Below are 13985 nucleotides of genomic sequence, written 5' to 3' on the forward strand. Positions count from 1 at the left end.
GGAATGGGTGAGCCTGCCAACAGAATCTCTCCACTTCACCTGCATTCGCCAAGGCTCCCTCCTCTTCTTCGAGGAGGAATGGGGGAGCCTGCCAACAGAATCCCTCCACCTTCCCTCCTGACATCGATTGCGCTTGGCTGGAATCCGCAGGTGCCCGCTTTGCGCGAAGCCTTTGACGCGCTAGGTTCCGAACTTCGTTTTCAGTTCGAAGTACACAACCCGCGCATGTCTCAGACCAATCCGCCCGAAGACCTCATGCAGTACGAGGCCATGGCCCAGGACGCCCTGCGCGGCGTGGTCAAGGCGGCCTTGAAGAAGGCTGCCGCGCCCGGCGGCCTGCCCGAGCCGCACCATCTGTACATCACGTTCAAGACCAAGGCGGCCGGCGTTTCGGGCCCACAGGATCTGTTGGGCAAATATCCCGACGAGATGACCATCGTCCTGCAACATCAGTACTGGGACCTCGCCCCCGGCGAGACCTTCTTCTCGGTGACCCTGAAGTTCGGCGGCCAGCCCAAGCGTCTGTCGGTGCCCTATGCCGCGCTCACGCGATTCTACGACCCGTCGGTGCAGTTCGCCCTGCAGTTCACCGCCCCCGAAGTGATCGAGGACGAACCGGAGCCTGAACCCGAGGCCGAAGACAATACCTCGGCACCGACCGGCGAAGAGGGTCCCAAGATCGTTTCCCTGGACCAGTTCAGGAAGAAATGAGCGACATCGCCTCGGACGCTCCGCGGACCCTGACGGACGAAGCGATCCTCGCGCGCTTCCGCGCGTCCACGAACGCGCCCACTGGATCCCAGACCCTGGGCTTCGAGCTTCTCGCCGTTCGCCAGGCCGATCGCGAGGTCGAGGTCGGCTTCACGGCGCGCGCCGAGCTGCTGTGCAATCCGATGGGGCAGATCCAGGGCGGTTTCGTCTGCGCCATGCTGGACGAGTGCATGTCGGTCGCCGGCATGATCACCTCGGGCATGACCCACGTCGTGCCGACATTGGAGATGAAGACCAGCTTCCTGCGCCCGGCCATGCCCGGCTCGCTGCGGGGCGTCGGCCGCGTGGTCAAATGGGGCCGGACCATCTGTTTCATGGAAGGCGAGCTCTACGACACGGAGGGACGCCTGCTGGCCAAGTCCACGGGCACGGCCATTCCAACCCCCTTCGCCAACTTCAAGAAGAAGTAGAGGCCATTTTCGAGAGAAGAGGTTGGGCCATGCGGGGGACGGCGGCGGTCATCGGAGTTCTGGCTTTCCTGCTCGCCCAGCTTTCGTCCGCACCGGTCGCCGCCCAGGCGCTCAAGCCCGCGGGACCGTTCGCCAACTGGAGCGCGGTCGTAGTGGCCGGCGATTTCCACGCCCATTCCGGCGGCCCGACCGAGGCCTTCGACAACGCCCGCCGCGACGTCTCCAAGGCGCTGGTCGAACTGGGTTTCGACAAGGCCGCGATCCGGCAGTTCTCGGTGCACCCCGAGCGCTATCCAAAGGACGCCCCCGGCAAGTCGGAAGCCCGTACCATCTACAACGCCCTCAAGGCCCAGGCTTCGACAGCCTCCGCGGGATGCCTATTCTACATCAGCACCCATGGCGATCCGGACGGCGTGATTCTGGGTCAGCAGATGCTGCGCCCGCAATTGCTGGCCGCCCTGCTGGACGACGCCTGTCCCAGCCGCCCCAGCGTGGTGGTGATTTCCGCCTGTTTTTCGGGCGTCTTTATCCCGCCGTTGCGGAAAACCGACCGCCTGATCCTGACCGCAGCCCGCCCCGACCGCGCCTCGTTCGGCTGCGGCGAGGACGACAAGTACCCCTATTTCGACGACTGCTTCCTGGCGGCGGCGCCCAGCGCGCACGACTTCGCGGCCTTGGGCGCGGGCGTCCAGGCCTGCGTGGCGCGCCGCGAGAAGGAGATGGGGGCGGAACCGGCCTCCGAGCCGCAGGTGTGGATCGGCCCAGCCCTGCGGCCGATGCTGCCGCTCTACGCGTTCAATCGGAAAACCAAACTAGATTGACCGGTTATCGGGTTTGACCCTCGCGCCCAGCACGTTACACCAGCCCTAGGGGTTCTTCCGCTTTACCCAGGGGACATCGTTGACGTCGCGCGTATCGCCCGCAGCCGCCCTCGCGGCGGCCTTCATCGCACTATGGTCGATCACGGGATCGGAGGCGCGGGCGCAGGACGCGTCGCCCCCCTCGGTCGCGAGCGAGCCGACGCTGAATTCCGCCCCTCGCCCCTATAACAGCCTGCGACCGCGCCGGGTGCGGCCCCGTCCAGTCGTTAGGGCAGTGACACCGCCTCGCCCCGTCGCGACACCGACCGCCGCCGTAGCGACGCCGGTTCCAGTCGCGCCCGCCATCCCGACGCCGACCGTCAGCACGCCGATGTCGACGCCGGAACTGGAAGCCTTCGTCGACGGCGTGGTCCGCCGCGCGATGAGCCGCGACCACATCGCCGGCGTCACCCTGTCCGTGGTCCAGAACGGCCAGGTCGTGCTGAAGAAGGGCTACGGCTTCTCGAACCTCGGTCAGCGCAAGCCCGTCGATCCGGACAAGACCCTGTTCCGTGTCGCCTCGATCTCCAAGACGTTCACCTGGATCACCCTGATGAACGAGATCGAGGCCGGCCACATGCGCCTCGACGGCCCCGTGAACCTCTATCTGCCCGAGCCGCTGCAGCTCAAGGACCAGGGCAAGAAGACCCAGGTGCGCCTGCGCGACCTGATGACCCACACTGGCGGGTTCGAGGATCGGGCCTTGGGCCAGCTCTTCGAGCGCGACCCCAGCCGGGTCCGCACCCTGGCGGACTATCTGCGCCAGGAGCGTCCGCGCCGGGTGCGCGAACCCGGCCTGCTGCCCAGCTATTCCAACTATGGCGCGGCCCTGGCCGGCGCCGCTGTCGCCAACGTCACGGGCAAGCCCTACGAGCAGCTGGTCAGCGAAGAGATCATCCTGCCGGCCGGCATGAACCACACGACCTTCCGCGAGGCTCGTCCGTGGCGGGACGGCCTGCCCGCGCCGATGAACGAGACCCTGGCCGCCGATCTTTCGGACGGCTTCTCGTGGACGCCGATGGGCTGGAAGACCCAGCCGCGCGAGTTCATGGGTCAGGTGGCGCCCGCCGCTTCGGCTTCGAGCACGGCCGGCGACATGGCGCGCTACATGACCCTGCTGCTGAACAGCGGCGTGATCGACGGCAAGACCATCTTCTCACCCAAGACCGCACAGGCCTTCCGCACGCCGATGTACCGCCCCGCGCCAGAAGCCGCCGGCTGGAACGCCGGCTTCCAGGACAACCCGATGCCCGGCAACCGCCGCGGCTACGGTCACCAGGGCGCCACGCTCTACTTCTACTCCAACATGGTGATCGTGCCGGACCTGGGCCTGGGCATCTTCGTCTCGGTCAATACCGACAGCGGCGCGAACCTGCCCGCCACCCTGCCCGCGACGATCGTCGAGCACTTCTACGCCCCCGCCCCGGCCGTTCCGGCCGACAGCGCCATCAGCTATGAGCAGGCCAAGGCCTATGAGGGCGACTACCTGACCACCCGCCGCGCCTATAGCGGGCTGGAGGGCTTCACCAACCGGATCATTGGCCGAGCGAATGTCCGCGCCACCGCCGACGGCCGCCTGACCGTGACCGAGGGCGGCGTCAGCAGCCTCTACAACGGCACGGGCCGCCCCGGCGTGTTCAAGGCCGTCGACGGACCGCTGATGCTGGTGTTCGACGCCAACGGCGACCGGCCTTCGCGCTTCTACGCCGCGCGAGGCCTCTCGACCTACGAGCGGATCAGCTTCTTCCGTTCGGCCGGCCTGTTGAGCTGGACGGCGATCATCGCGGGCTTCGCCAGCGTGGCCACCATCCTGGGCGTCCTGTTCCGCAACCGCCGCGAGGCCCGTCAGACCCCGGTCCAGGCGCGCGCCGCCCAGATGCAGACCATGCAGGCGGTGCTGTGGCTGATCTCGGCCGGCTGCATGGGCGTGTTCGCGGCCAAGGCCTCGGACCAGACCACCGTGTTCTTCGGCTGGCCCTCGGGCTGGCTGCTGAGCGGCTCGGCCTGCGCCCTGGTCGCCGCGGCTCTCAGCGTCATGACCCTGGGCGTCCTGCCGATGGTCTGGCGTGGCGGCCGCCGGGTCGACAGCTGGAGCAGCAGCCGCAAGCTGGCCTTCACCTTCACCGCCCTGCTGTTCATTCTGCTCAGCGTGCTCTTGGGCCTGTGGGGCTACCTGCTGCCCAAGAGCTAATCCTCCGTCACGGTCCTCTCCCCCGTCTCGTTCCCGGCGCCTGCCTTGCAGATCAGCGTTCCAGGAGACGAGCGAGGGAGACGCGACGTGTCAAAACTGGACGGTCTGGCGTTTGGGGGAACGGGGCTGGCGGCCTGGTCGGCGGCCACCCTGTTCTATGCCGCTTTCGGTGGGGGGCTTCTGGAAAGCGCCTTCTGGTTCTATGCGCTCAACGCGTTCGCGGCGGCCGCCGCGGTGACGTTCGCCTTCCAGGCGGTGGCGCGGCTGACGCACACGCCGCGCCGCCGCCGTCTGTTCGCGATGATCCTGTTCTCGACGCCCGGCCTCGTCGCCGGAGGCCTGGTGGTCTCGCGCTATGCCGAGGTGATGCCGACCGGCGATCCGGTGAGCGTCGGCCGCTATGGCGCGTTTCTGGTGGTGCTGTACGTCGCCGTGGCCGCGTCAGTCTTCGAGCGTGCGCCGCATAAGGCCTGAGTTCAGCTTGCGCACCTGGATGATGATCCGCTCGCGCTCGCCCGGACGCCTTTCGACCAGCAGCCGGGCGACCTGGGCGTCGTCGTGGAAGGCATAGCCCTTGATGGCGTCCAGCAAGGCCTTGGCCAGGTTGTCCAGGTCCATCCAGGGCGGCTCGCCCAGATACTCCATGCCGATCTCGACACTGAATTCGCCCCAGGCCGGGCGCGAGCCGCGCCAGGACTTGCGGAAGAACTCGTAGATCAGCGGCTTGTAGTACTTGCCCTGTGTGGTCAGGCCGTCGACCACGATGGTCAACTCGCCCCCGACCTCGCGGGCGCGGACCTTGCCGTGGTGGGTCCAGTCGTCTTCGAGCAAATCAGAGCCTCAGGTGCATCCCACGCGGTGCGGCGGGATAAGGGTCACGGTGATCAGGCCAAGAACCAGAACCGCGCTGGCAAGGGAAGCCGGATAAGGATCGGGCGCGTTCTCCACGCCGAGCGCCTAGCCGCCGATCAGCTCGGCCAGCTTCAGAACCGTGTTCCAGTTCCGCGTCGTGCCGACCGGGTTGCGCTTGGTCTTCTTCCAGTCCCGATCCAGCAGCGAGTCGGCGATGCTGATCGGAAAATCGATATAGAGTTCCCGCGCCGCGACCGCGAACCGTTCGGGCCCCGTGTTGGCCGCGCGCAGGATCTCCTCGTCGCCGGCCGGCAGCGGGACCTTGAGGAAATTGACGATCACGTGGCTAGGATGGTCCTCGGCTTCGACCTTGAACGGGTTGCCGTCGATGATCGTCCGCAGGTCCCCCGGCGCCCGGACCATAAAGTCGGTGCGCAGGCCGATGCGGGCTTCCAGAGCGTCCTCAAGCGCTCGCTCCAGGGCCGCGCCGCCGACATGGTCGCCCCACAGCAGCAGGTTGCCGCTGGCTAGATAGGTCTTGGCCTCCTTGAAGCCGACGTCCTTGGCGATGCCCAGCAGGTCTTCCTTCAGCACCTTGCGCTTGCCGGTGTTGATCGAGCGCGGGAACGCGACGAACGCCGCCACCTACAGCGCCTCGACGCGCACCGCGGTGCCGTAGGCTAGAACCTCGGTGATGCCTTCCATGATCTCGTTGGCGTCGTAGCGCATGGCCAGGATGGCGTTGGCGCCGACCTCGCGGGCGTGCTGGACCAGGAGGTCATAGGCTTCCTGCCGGGCCGTCTCGGCCAGGCTGGTATAGATCGACAGGTTGCCGCCGAAGATCGACTGGATCGAGCCGCCGATATTGCCGATCACGCTGCGCGAGCGGACGGTGACGCCCCTTACAAGCCCCAGGTGCTCCACGATGCGATAGCCGACGAGATCGTTGGTCGTTGCGACGAGCATGGGGCTCTCCTGAGGTCACCCTGGATATAACGAACGGCCCCGGCGCGCGTCAGTCGGTTTCGCCTGACGCGCTCCGAATATTGGAGATAGAGCCTGTTTTTCCGGTTTGGATGATTTCATCCAAGCCGGACAGGCTCTACGCGGCGCCATACGTTGCGAACCTTCGCCCCAGGGTCTAGACCGCGCTCGACCGTTTTTCCGGAGATCGCCGCATGACCGCCACGCGCATCGAGACCGACACCTTTGGCCCGATCGAAGTCGCCGCAGACCGCTATTGGGGCGCGCAAGCTCAGCGCAGCCTGGGCAACTTCAAGATTGGCTGGGAGAAGCAGCCCCTGCCGGTCGTCCGCGCCCTGGGCATCGTCAAGCGCGCCGCCGCCGAGACCAACCTGAAGCTGGGGAAGCTGGACGCCAAGATCGCCGAGACGATCATCGCGGCCGCCAACGAAGTGATCGACGGCAAGCTGAACGATCACTTCCCGCTCGTCGTCTGGCAGACGGGTTCGGGCACCCAGTCGAACATGAACGCCAACGAGGTGATCTCGAACCGCGCGATCGAGATGCTGGGCGGCGAGATGGGCTCCAAGAAGCCCGTCCATCCGAACGACCACGTCAATATGAGCCAGTCGTCGAACGACACCTATCCGACGGCCATGCACGTGGCCTGCGCCGAACAGATCGTCCACGACCTGCTGCCGGCCCTGAAGCATCTGCACGCCGCCCTGGACGCCAAGACCAAGGCCTGGGCCGACATCATCAAGATCGGCCGCACCCACACCCAGGACGCCACGCCCCTGACCCTGGGCCAGGAATTCGGCGGCTACACCCAGCAGGTCGCCAACGGCATCGAGCGCATTGAGAGCACCCTGCCCAAGCTGATGCAGCTGGCTCAGGGCGGCACCGCCGTCGGCACCGGCCTGAACGCCCCCATTGGCTTCGCCGAGGGCGTGGCCGAGGCCATAGCCGCGATCACCGGCCTGGAATTCACGACGGCTCCGAACAAGTTCGAGGCCCTGGCCGCCCACGACGCCATGGTGTTCAGCCACGGCGCCATCAACACGGTCGCCGCCAGCCTGTTCAAGATCGCCAACGACATCCGCTTCCTGGGTTCGGGCCCGCGCGCCGGCCTCGGCGAGCTCTCGCTGCCGGAAAACGAGCCGGGTTCGTCGATCATGCCGGGCAAGGTCAACCCGACCCAGTGCGAGGCCCTCACCCAGGTCTGCGTGCAGGTGTTCGGCAACAACGCCGCCCTGACCTTCGCCGGCAGCCAGGGCCACTTCGAGCTGAACGTCTACAATCCGGTGATGGCCTACAACTTCCTGCAGTCGGTCCGCCTGCTGGCCGACGCGGCGATCAGCTTCACCGACAACTGCGTGGTCGGCATCGAGCCCCGCGTCGACAACATCAAGAAGGGCGTCGAGAACAGCCTGATGCTGGTCACGGCCCTGAACGGCCGCCTCGGCTATGACATCTGCGCCAAGATCGCCAAGACGGCCCACAAGAACGGCACCACGCTGCGCGAGGAAGCCGTCGGCGGCGGCTACCTGACGAACGAGGAGTTCGACCAGTACGTCCGCCCGGAAAAGATGGTCTCGCCGGGCTGAGGCTGACTTGCTCCAGCTCGTTCGCCTCTTCGACGAGCCGCGGGACGGCTTCGACGACCTGGTCGCCGAGGCCTCCGGCGAAGGCGTGCGCGACATGGCCCTGCTGGCGGACGGCTGGGCGAAGGGCGTGCGCTTCCAGGACGACGGCGAGGCCATCCTCGCCGCGTTCATGGTCGGAGAACTGGCGGGGATCGGCGCGCTCGGCGTCGAACCCGCCGCGCCCGAGCCGGCGGGCTGCTTGCGCTGCTTCTACGTCCGCCCGGCGATGCGCCGCCGGGGTGTAGCGACCGCCCTCGCCTCGGCGCTGATCCACGAGGGCTTCGATGGCGTTGGGCTGCTTACGGTCGACGCCGGGGCCTCGCAGGCCTCCCGAGCGTTCTGGGAAGCACAGGGGTTTGTCTGCGACACGACGGGTCCATGGACCCATGTGCTACGGACGACGTGACGATGCGTGAGGCGCTCGACCGCGACGGCGCGGTGCTCTCCCCTGCCTTGCTCTCCGACGACCAGATCCAGAGCCTGCGCGCGTTGGCCAACGACACCGTCGGCAAGCGGCCCGGCGCCCGCCTGCGGGGCCATGCCGTCCTCGCCCAGGCTCTTTCGCCCGAAGGCCCCGTCGGCGCTCTGGCCGCGCGGCTGACCTCAGATGCCGCACGGCCGGTGCGGGCGGTGATGTTCGACAAGACGCCCGAGGCCAATTGGATCGTCGCCTGGCACCAGGATCGCGTGATCCCGGTGCGGGAACGTCGCGAGGTCGAGGGCTTCGGCCCTTGGTCGATCAAGGACGGCGCCCTGCACGTCGCCCCGCCGTTCGAGGTGCTGGCCCGAATGCTCACCGTCCGCGCCCATCTCGATCCCGTCGACAGCGGCAACGCTCCACTAAGGGTCGCGCTCGGCTCCCATCGCCTGGGCCGTGTCCCGGCCGAGACGGCGGCGCGAGAGGCCGAAGCCCTGCCCGAGTTGGTCTGCCTGGCGGACACCGCCGATGTCTGGGCGTATTCGACGCCGATCCTGCACGCCTCTGACCGCGCCGAGCCGCCGCGCCGGCGACGCGTGCTGCAGGTCGACTACGCCGATTTCGATTTGCCAGACGGCTTGGAATGGCTTGGTGTCGGCTGAAGATTCACCTTCAGGTCTCTTCGCGCGTTGGGTCATTGTGCCCACCGCTCGTAACCTCGTCCGCCTGCTGCTCGCGGCCATCTACGCGCCGTTCGGCCTGCTTCACGTGCTCGCGCCGCATGGCTTTCTGGCGATCATGCCGCCGGGGATTCCTTTTCCGCGTGAGGTGGTGGTCTTCACCGGGCTTTGCGAGATCGCCGGGGCGATCGGGCTGCTGATCCCGAAGACCCGGCGACTGGCCGCGATCATGCTGGCGCTCTACGCCGTCTGCGTCTGGCCGGCCAACATCTGGCACGCCGTGAGCGGCGTCCCCGTCCCGCCGCTGCCGAGTTCGTGGTGGTACCACGCGCCGCGTCTACTGCTGCTGCAGCCGTTCTTTATCTGGGCGCCGCTGTGGACGGCGGGGGTGATCGACTGGCCATTCCGCCGACGCGGGGCGGTCTGATTTCCCGTCAGCCTAAACCGCGTTATGCTCCGCCTATGGACGCGCCCGAACTCGACCTCGGCATCGGCCCCGAACTGCTGGCCCAGGCCAAGCGACTGGGTCTCTCCGACTCCGGCATGAGCGAGACGCGGCTGCGGTTGCACCTTCAGAAGGTGGATCCTGCCGGAGCCGAGGAACGCGCCCGGCGCTGGGCTGAAGAGAACGCCGAGGCGATCGCGGACCATAATGCCCGCATCGCTCGACGTGGACTAATCTCGGACCACTTCAGAAAGTGATAGTTTGAGACAGTTCGACGCCTATGCGAACCCGTCTCCGGCAGCTTGGTCGAGCACGAGGACGCCATCCGCCGCGCGCTCGACCGACTGTTCACCGGCTTCTAGTCGACCCGCACCACGTCCCGGCCGATGGGCGCCAAGGCGATGTAGGCCAGTTGCAGGTCTTTGATCGCGAACGGGATGCCGATGATCGTGATCGCCTCCGCGGCGGCGACCAAAACGTGACCCAGGGCCAGCCACCATCCGGCCAGGACGAACCAGATCACATTCAGCACCAGGCCCAGCGGGCCCGACGCCAGCCCGGCCTCGCGGTGGACGATCTCCTTGCCGAACGGCCAGAAGGCGAAGCCCGCGATCCGGAAGGCCGCGCCAGCATAGGGCAGGCCTACGATGGTGATCGCCAGGAGCACGCCGGCCAGCAACCAGCCCAGGCCGGTGACCAGACCGCCGAAGAAGAACCACAGCACGTTCAGGATGAAACGAATCACGTCCAAAAGTCCCCAAGAAGGCGAAGCGCCCAGGCCCTAGACGTGGCCCCGACCGCCCTTTCTGTGAAGGGCGTTACGGCGAATTCACATCTCGGCTAGGACTTGATCAACTGCCATTTGCGCGCCCACCGCCCCTTGCCAAGGCGGCCGATCGTCAGGAGGTAGATGCCGGCATAGAGCACGGTTCCGACGCCGATCAACGCCCAGCTCCAGGCGCCCGGCATATGCAGGGCCGGCGCGGTGGTGATCCAGTCGTGGCGTGGCGAGGTGAATTCCAGCCACAGGCCGCCGACCCAGATCAGGGCGAACAGGGCCACGATCGGGTAGCGCACGATCGGGCTGCGCTGGATCAGCAGCCAGGCCTGGAAGAGCGCGGCCAGCACGCCCACGGCCAGGCCGGCCAGCCACGCCCACAGGGGGTCGGGCGCGAGTCGCGCGACCCGCAGTCCCGCCCACAAGGGGACCCAAAGGATCGGACCCAGCATCAGGATGATCAGCAGAGCGCCGACCAGCAGGCCCAGGCCGCCGCCGATCACCTTGCCGGCGACCTCGCCAGCCTCGTGCGGCCGGATATTGGGATCGCCGCCGGGATTCTCCGGCGATGTCGCGACGATGGTCAGCAGGCGCGGCAGGGGCTCGCCGGGCCGCACGGGAGGAAGTCCGCCGTAGGAGGGTGACTTCCGCTTGAACATCAGGCCCTGCGACTGACCGCGAAATCGGCCAGGTCTTCCAGCGCTTCGCGCCAGTCGTTGGCCGGGAAGATCGCCAAAGCCACCTTGGCCTTGTCGGCATAGTCGGCGGCAAGGTCGAGCGTGGCGTCCAGAGCGCCCGAGCCTACAATCAGCTCGCGGGCGCGGCGGAAGTCGGCTTCGGTCTGTTCGCGACGGCCGATGGCGCGCTCCCAGAACTCGGCCTCGCGAGGACCGGAGCGGGCGATGGCCAGCAACAGCGGCAGGGTCGCCTTGCCTTCGCGGAAGTCGTCGCCGGCGTTCTTGCCAAGCGTCTCGGTGGTGCCGCCGTAGTCCAGGGCGTCGTCGACCAGCTGGAAGGCCAAGCCGAGGTTCAGGCCATAGGCCTTCAGGGCGTCGGTCTTGGCGGCGTCGACGCCGGCCGAGACCGCGCCGGCCTCGGAGGCCGCGGCGAACAACTCGGCGGTCTTGGCCTGGATGATCTCGAGATAGACCGCCTGCGACAGGTTCAGGTCGTGGCTGCGCATCAGCTGCAGCACTTCGCCCTCGGCGATGACCCGGCTGGCGCGGGCCAGGATCTCCAGCGCCTTCATCGAGTTGGTCTCGACCATCAGCTCGAAGGCGCGGGCGAACAGGAAGTCGCCGACCAGCACGCTCTGGGCCGCGCCCCAGATCAGGTGCGCGGCGACCTTGCCGCGACGCAGCTGGCTGCCATCGACGACGTCGTCGTGCAGCAGGGTGGCGGTGTGGATGAACTCGACAGCCGCGGCCAGCTTCAGGCAGTGGTCGTTGTCGGCCCCATCTCCACTCGTACGGGCCAGACGCGCGGCGGCCACGGTCAGCAGCGGCCGCAGGCGCTTGCCGCCGGCGGCGATCAGATGCTCGGCCAGCGCCGGGATGATCGCCACGTCGCTCTGCATGCGATCGGTGATCAGGGCGTTGACGCCCTTCATGTCGGCCTCGGCGAGGCGCACGAGACGATCCACCGAACCCGACTTACGGGTGAGGGTCGCTGCGGCTACGTCCAAGACCATGATCTCCTTACGGCGGCCCCCCACGAACCATTGCGAGGGACAATGGTGGCGGGATAGGTCAGGGTCAAGGCGAGCACAAGGCCTAGAAAGCATTGGACGACCAGCAGGTGACGGAGGATCGGGTTCTGGGCGGCCGCGTGCGGCTTCGCCAGAGGCCCGACGGATACAGGGCCGGCATGGACGCGGCCCTGCTGGCGGCCGCCTGCGACGCCCTGCCCGGCCAACGCGTGATCGAGCCCGGCTGCGGGGTCGGCGGGGCTCTGCTGGCGGCGGCGACTCGCCGGCCGGAGGCGATCTTCCAGGGCATTGAGCGTGATTCCGCCGCCGCCGCCCTGGCCGCCGGCAACGCCGCGCTCAACGGCCTGGACGGCCGCGTCAGCGTGACGGAAGGCGATGTCGAAGCCGGCTTCCGCGCCCTGGCCCTGCCCGTCTTCGACGCGGTGATGACCAATCCGCCCTTTTTCGACGACCCGGCGGCCTTGCGCGCGCCGGCGCCGGCCAAGAGCGGCGCCTGGATCGCAGACGGCGGCCTGGCCGCCTGGACCGGCTTTTGCCTGAAGGCCGTGCGCGAGGGCGGTACGATCACCCTCATCCACCGCGCCGACCGCCTGGCCGACCTTCTCGAACAGCTGGCTCCCAAGGCGGGATCGTTCAGGATACGCCCTATCGCCCCCTTCGCCGACGCCCCGGCCAAGCGGGTGATCGTGCGGGCGATCAAGACGGGCAAGGCGCCGCTCGTTCTGCTGCCGCCGCTCGTCCTGCACGACCGCGAGGTCGGCAAGCATTCGGCCGAGGCCGAAGCGATTCTGCGCGGGGAAGCGGCGCTGGGGTGGTGAAGTCGCCTATTCCGCGTAGAGCGCCAGGGCTTCGAGACACAGCTCCAGGCCCGTCAGGTCGCGCAACGGGTCCTGGGTGACGATCACGAACAGCCGCCGGGCCTCGCCCCACAGCATGACGGTCTCGGGCAGTCCATTATCCTCGATCACGCAGCCGTCGCCGTCGCGCCAGACCCGCGTGGCGTCCAGGGTCGCGCCCAACAGGGTGTCGACCCGGGCGACATACTCGGCCTGGACCTCGCTGGTGACGTTCAGATAGGCGAAGATCGGCCGGCCCAGGCCCGCCAGGACACCGGCTTCGAACACCGTCGCCGTATCGGCCGACGGCCCGCGGAACGGCGTCAGGTTGACCACGGCCGCATCGGCCTGGCGCAATTGCGCCATGCGGGCGGCATAGAATTCACGTGCCGCCATCTCGTCGCCGTCCTCGCCGGGCGGCAGGCGGGTGGGAACAATGGCCTCCAGGCCGGTCTCCAGGCACAGGGCGCGCTGACGCGCCGCCTGGACTTCGCTGTCAGGAAGCCAGAGTTCAGGGCCGGCGAGCCAAAGGGAACGGACTGGGCGCATACCCTCTTAGGTCTGGTCCCGGACCCTCGCTGTCAATGTATGTCGGAGATTCAATGGCATCGATCGCGCGCAGAACCTTGTTGACCGGCGGCCTGGCCCTGGCCGCCGCGCCGCTTTTCGCCACGCCGGGCTTCGCCGCATCGCCCCAACCGTGGATCGCCTATGACGGCCGCTTGCGGGGCCTGCTAGCCGATCCGCCCGAGGGCGGCGATTTCGACCCAGACTTCGAGCAGACCCTGTTCGACCTCAACAACATCTTCCGCGACCGCCAGGGACCGCGCGCGCTCGTCTGGGACAAGGGCCTGGCCCTGGCCGCGCGCGCCCACGCCGCCGACATGGCCGTGACCGGCGACTTCGACCACATGACGCGCGAGGGCTATTCCCCCGCTGGCCGTGTCGGCCTGCTGGCGCGCGACCTGGTGGGCGCGCCGGGCGAAAACATCGCCATGCGCCGCAATGTGTCCACCATCGTGCGACCCGAACAGATCATGGAACAGTGGCGCACCAGCCCCGGCCACCGCGCCAACCTGGTGGCCCCAGGCTTCACCCATGTCGGCTACGGCGTCTATCGCCAAGGCCAGCGGGTCATCGCCGTCGGGGCCTATGCGGAAGTCGCCGCGCGCCTGGCCGCGCCCGCGCCGCTGCGAGTGGCCTCGGCCGACACCATCGCCGCGGCCCTGTCGCACGCCGCGCCCGCTATCCAGCAGTTCTCGGTGTCCGAGCCCGGCGGTGAGATCCTGACCACGACCTATGTCGAGGGCCGTCCCGAAAGCGTGCTCGCCCCCGGCGCCTGGCAACTTCGCCCGCACCTGTCGACGGGCGACCATCGCTATGAGGTGGCCTGGGGGCCGGTGTTCGTGCTGGGGTAGCTCGCGCTA

Annotated in this window: 19 protein-coding genes; 12 read left to right on the plus strand and 7 right to left on the minus strand. The window is 67.9% G+C overall.

Annotation, left to right across the window (positions count from 1 at the left end; all coding sequences use genetic code 11):
- Positions 1–225 precede the first annotated feature (225 nt).
- The 5 genes from ACW175_RS16885 (at position 226) to ACW175_RS16905 (ending at position 4706) form a co-directional block, all read left to right on the plus strand.
- Positions 226–711 (plus strand): SspB family protein, encoded by a 486-nt coding sequence (locus ACW175_RS16885; protein ID WP_492101168.1) that lies wholly within the window; start codon positions 226–228, stop codon positions 709–711.
- The gene (locus ACW175_RS16890; protein WP_492101169.1) at positions 708–1181 is read left to right on the plus strand and encodes a PaaI family thioesterase; all 474 of its coding nucleotides are present in this window, start codon (positions 708–710) and stop codon (positions 1179–1181) included. Before ACW175_RS16885 ends, ACW175_RS16890 begins: the two co-directional genes overlap by 4 nt.
- A gap of 29 nt (positions 1182–1210) precedes the next feature.
- Positions 1211–2002 (plus strand): C13 family peptidase, encoded by a 792-nt coding sequence (locus tag ACW175_RS16895; RefSeq protein WP_492101170.1) that lies wholly within the window; start codon positions 1211–1213, stop codon positions 2000–2002.
- Positions 2003–2081: 79 nt separating this feature from the next.
- Positions 2082–4232, plus strand: coding sequence for a serine hydrolase domain-containing protein (locus ACW175_RS16900; protein ID WP_492101171.1), 2151 nt, complete (start codon positions 2082–2084; stop codon positions 4230–4232).
- 87 nt (positions 4233–4319) lie between these two features.
- A complete protein-coding gene (locus ACW175_RS16905) occupies positions 4320–4706 on the plus strand; it encodes a hypothetical protein (RefSeq protein ID WP_492101172.1) in 387 nt (128 codons plus the stop codon).
- On the opposite strand, the gene ACW175_RS16910 is transcribed toward ACW175_RS16905, so the two are convergent.
- The 3 genes from ACW175_RS16910 to ACW175_RS16920 all read right to left on the minus strand — a co-directional run bounded on the left by ACW175_RS16910 (position 4674) and on the right by ACW175_RS16920 (position 6050).
- Positions 4674–5063 carry a RusA family crossover junction endodeoxyribonuclease gene (locus ACW175_RS16910; RefSeq protein WP_492101173.1) on the minus strand — a complete coding sequence of 130 codons (390 nt, stop codon included), beginning with the start codon at positions 5061–5063 and terminating at the stop codon, positions 4674–4676. The genes ACW175_RS16905 and ACW175_RS16910 overlap by 33 nt on opposite strands.
- 126 nt (positions 5064–5189) lie before the next feature.
- Positions 5190–5729, minus strand: coding sequence for a DUF1697 domain-containing protein (locus ACW175_RS16915; protein ID WP_492101174.1), 540 nt, complete (start codon positions 5727–5729; stop codon positions 5190–5192).
- The gene (locus tag ACW175_RS16920; RefSeq protein WP_099579900.1) at positions 5730–6050 is read right to left on the minus strand and encodes a YbjQ family protein; all 321 of its coding nucleotides are present in this window, start codon (positions 6048–6050) and stop codon (positions 5730–5732) included.
- A gap of 212 nt (positions 6051–6262) precedes the next feature.
- Here ACW175_RS16920 and fumC point away from each other — a divergent pair, with 212 nt between their 5' ends.
- The 5 genes from fumC to ACW175_RS16945 are packed head-to-tail and all read left to right on the plus strand — an operon-like array spanning position 6263 to position 9493.
- Positions 6263–7654: a class II fumarate hydratase gene (gene fumC, locus ACW175_RS16925; RefSeq protein WP_492101175.1), complete on the plus strand. Its 1392-nt coding sequence runs from the start codon at positions 6263–6265 to the stop codon at positions 7652–7654.
- Positions 7655–7661: 7 nt separating this feature from the next.
- On the plus strand, positions 7662–8099 hold the full coding sequence (locus ACW175_RS16930) for a GNAT family N-acetyltransferase (protein WP_492101176.1): 438 nt from the start codon (positions 7662–7664) through the stop codon (positions 8097–8099).
- Between the two features lie 2 nt (positions 8100–8101).
- Entirely contained in the window at positions 8102–8773 is a 672-nt protein-coding gene (locus ACW175_RS16935) for a phytanoyl-CoA dioxygenase family protein (protein WP_492101177.1), read from the plus strand.
- Between the two features lie 37 nt (positions 8774–8810).
- A complete protein-coding gene (locus ACW175_RS16940) occupies positions 8811–9218 on the plus strand; it encodes a DoxX family protein (protein ID WP_492101178.1) in 408 nt (135 codons plus the stop codon).
- Positions 9219–9253: 35 nt separating this feature from the next.
- A complete protein-coding gene (locus tag ACW175_RS16945) occupies positions 9254–9493 on the plus strand; it encodes a type II toxin-antitoxin system CcdA family antitoxin (RefSeq protein WP_492101179.1) in 240 nt (79 codons plus the stop codon).
- 101 nt (positions 9494–9594) lie between these two features.
- Here the strand turns inward: ACW175_RS16945 and ACW175_RS16950 are convergent, their stop codons facing one another.
- The 3 genes from ACW175_RS16950 to ACW175_RS16960 form a co-directional block, all read right to left on the minus strand.
- Positions 9595–9981, minus strand: a complete 387-nt coding sequence (locus ACW175_RS16950) for a YccF domain-containing protein (protein ID WP_492101180.1) — start codon at positions 9979–9981, stop codon at positions 9595–9597.
- A 95-nt stretch (positions 9982–10076) separates the two neighbouring features.
- Positions 10077–10673: a hypothetical protein gene (locus ACW175_RS16955; protein WP_492101181.1), complete on the minus strand. Its 597-nt coding sequence runs from the start codon at positions 10671–10673 to the stop codon at positions 10077–10079.
- Positions 10673–11698: a polyprenyl synthetase family protein gene (locus tag ACW175_RS16960; RefSeq protein WP_492101182.1), complete on the minus strand. Its 1026-nt coding sequence runs from the start codon at positions 11696–11698 to the stop codon at positions 10673–10675. Before ACW175_RS16960 ends, ACW175_RS16955 begins: the two co-directional genes overlap by 1 nt.
- A gap of 98 nt (positions 11699–11796) precedes the next feature.
- Here ACW175_RS16960 and ACW175_RS16965 point away from each other — a divergent pair, with 98 nt between their 5' ends.
- The gene (locus ACW175_RS16965) at positions 11797–12540 is read left to right on the plus strand and encodes a tRNA1(Val) (adenine(37)-N6)-methyltransferase (protein WP_492101183.1); all 744 of its coding nucleotides are present in this window, start codon (positions 11797–11799) and stop codon (positions 12538–12540) included.
- Positions 12541–12546: 6 nt separating this feature from the next.
- Here the strand turns inward: ACW175_RS16965 and ACW175_RS16970 are convergent, their stop codons facing one another.
- On the minus strand, positions 12547–13107 hold the full coding sequence (locus ACW175_RS16970) for a nucleoside 2-deoxyribosyltransferase (RefSeq protein WP_492101184.1): 561 nt from the start codon (positions 13105–13107) through the stop codon (positions 12547–12549).
- A 53-nt stretch (positions 13108–13160) separates the two neighbouring features.
- Between ACW175_RS16970 and ACW175_RS16975 the strand changes: the two genes are divergently transcribed.
- Complete coding sequence (locus ACW175_RS16975) at positions 13161–13976, plus strand: CAP domain-containing protein (RefSeq protein ID WP_492101185.1); 816 nt, start codon at positions 13161–13163, stop codon at positions 13974–13976.
- The last annotated feature ends 9 nt before the right edge of the window (positions 13977–13985 follow it).

This window comes from Caulobacter sp. FV1ye6ST, from assembly GCF_058681225.1.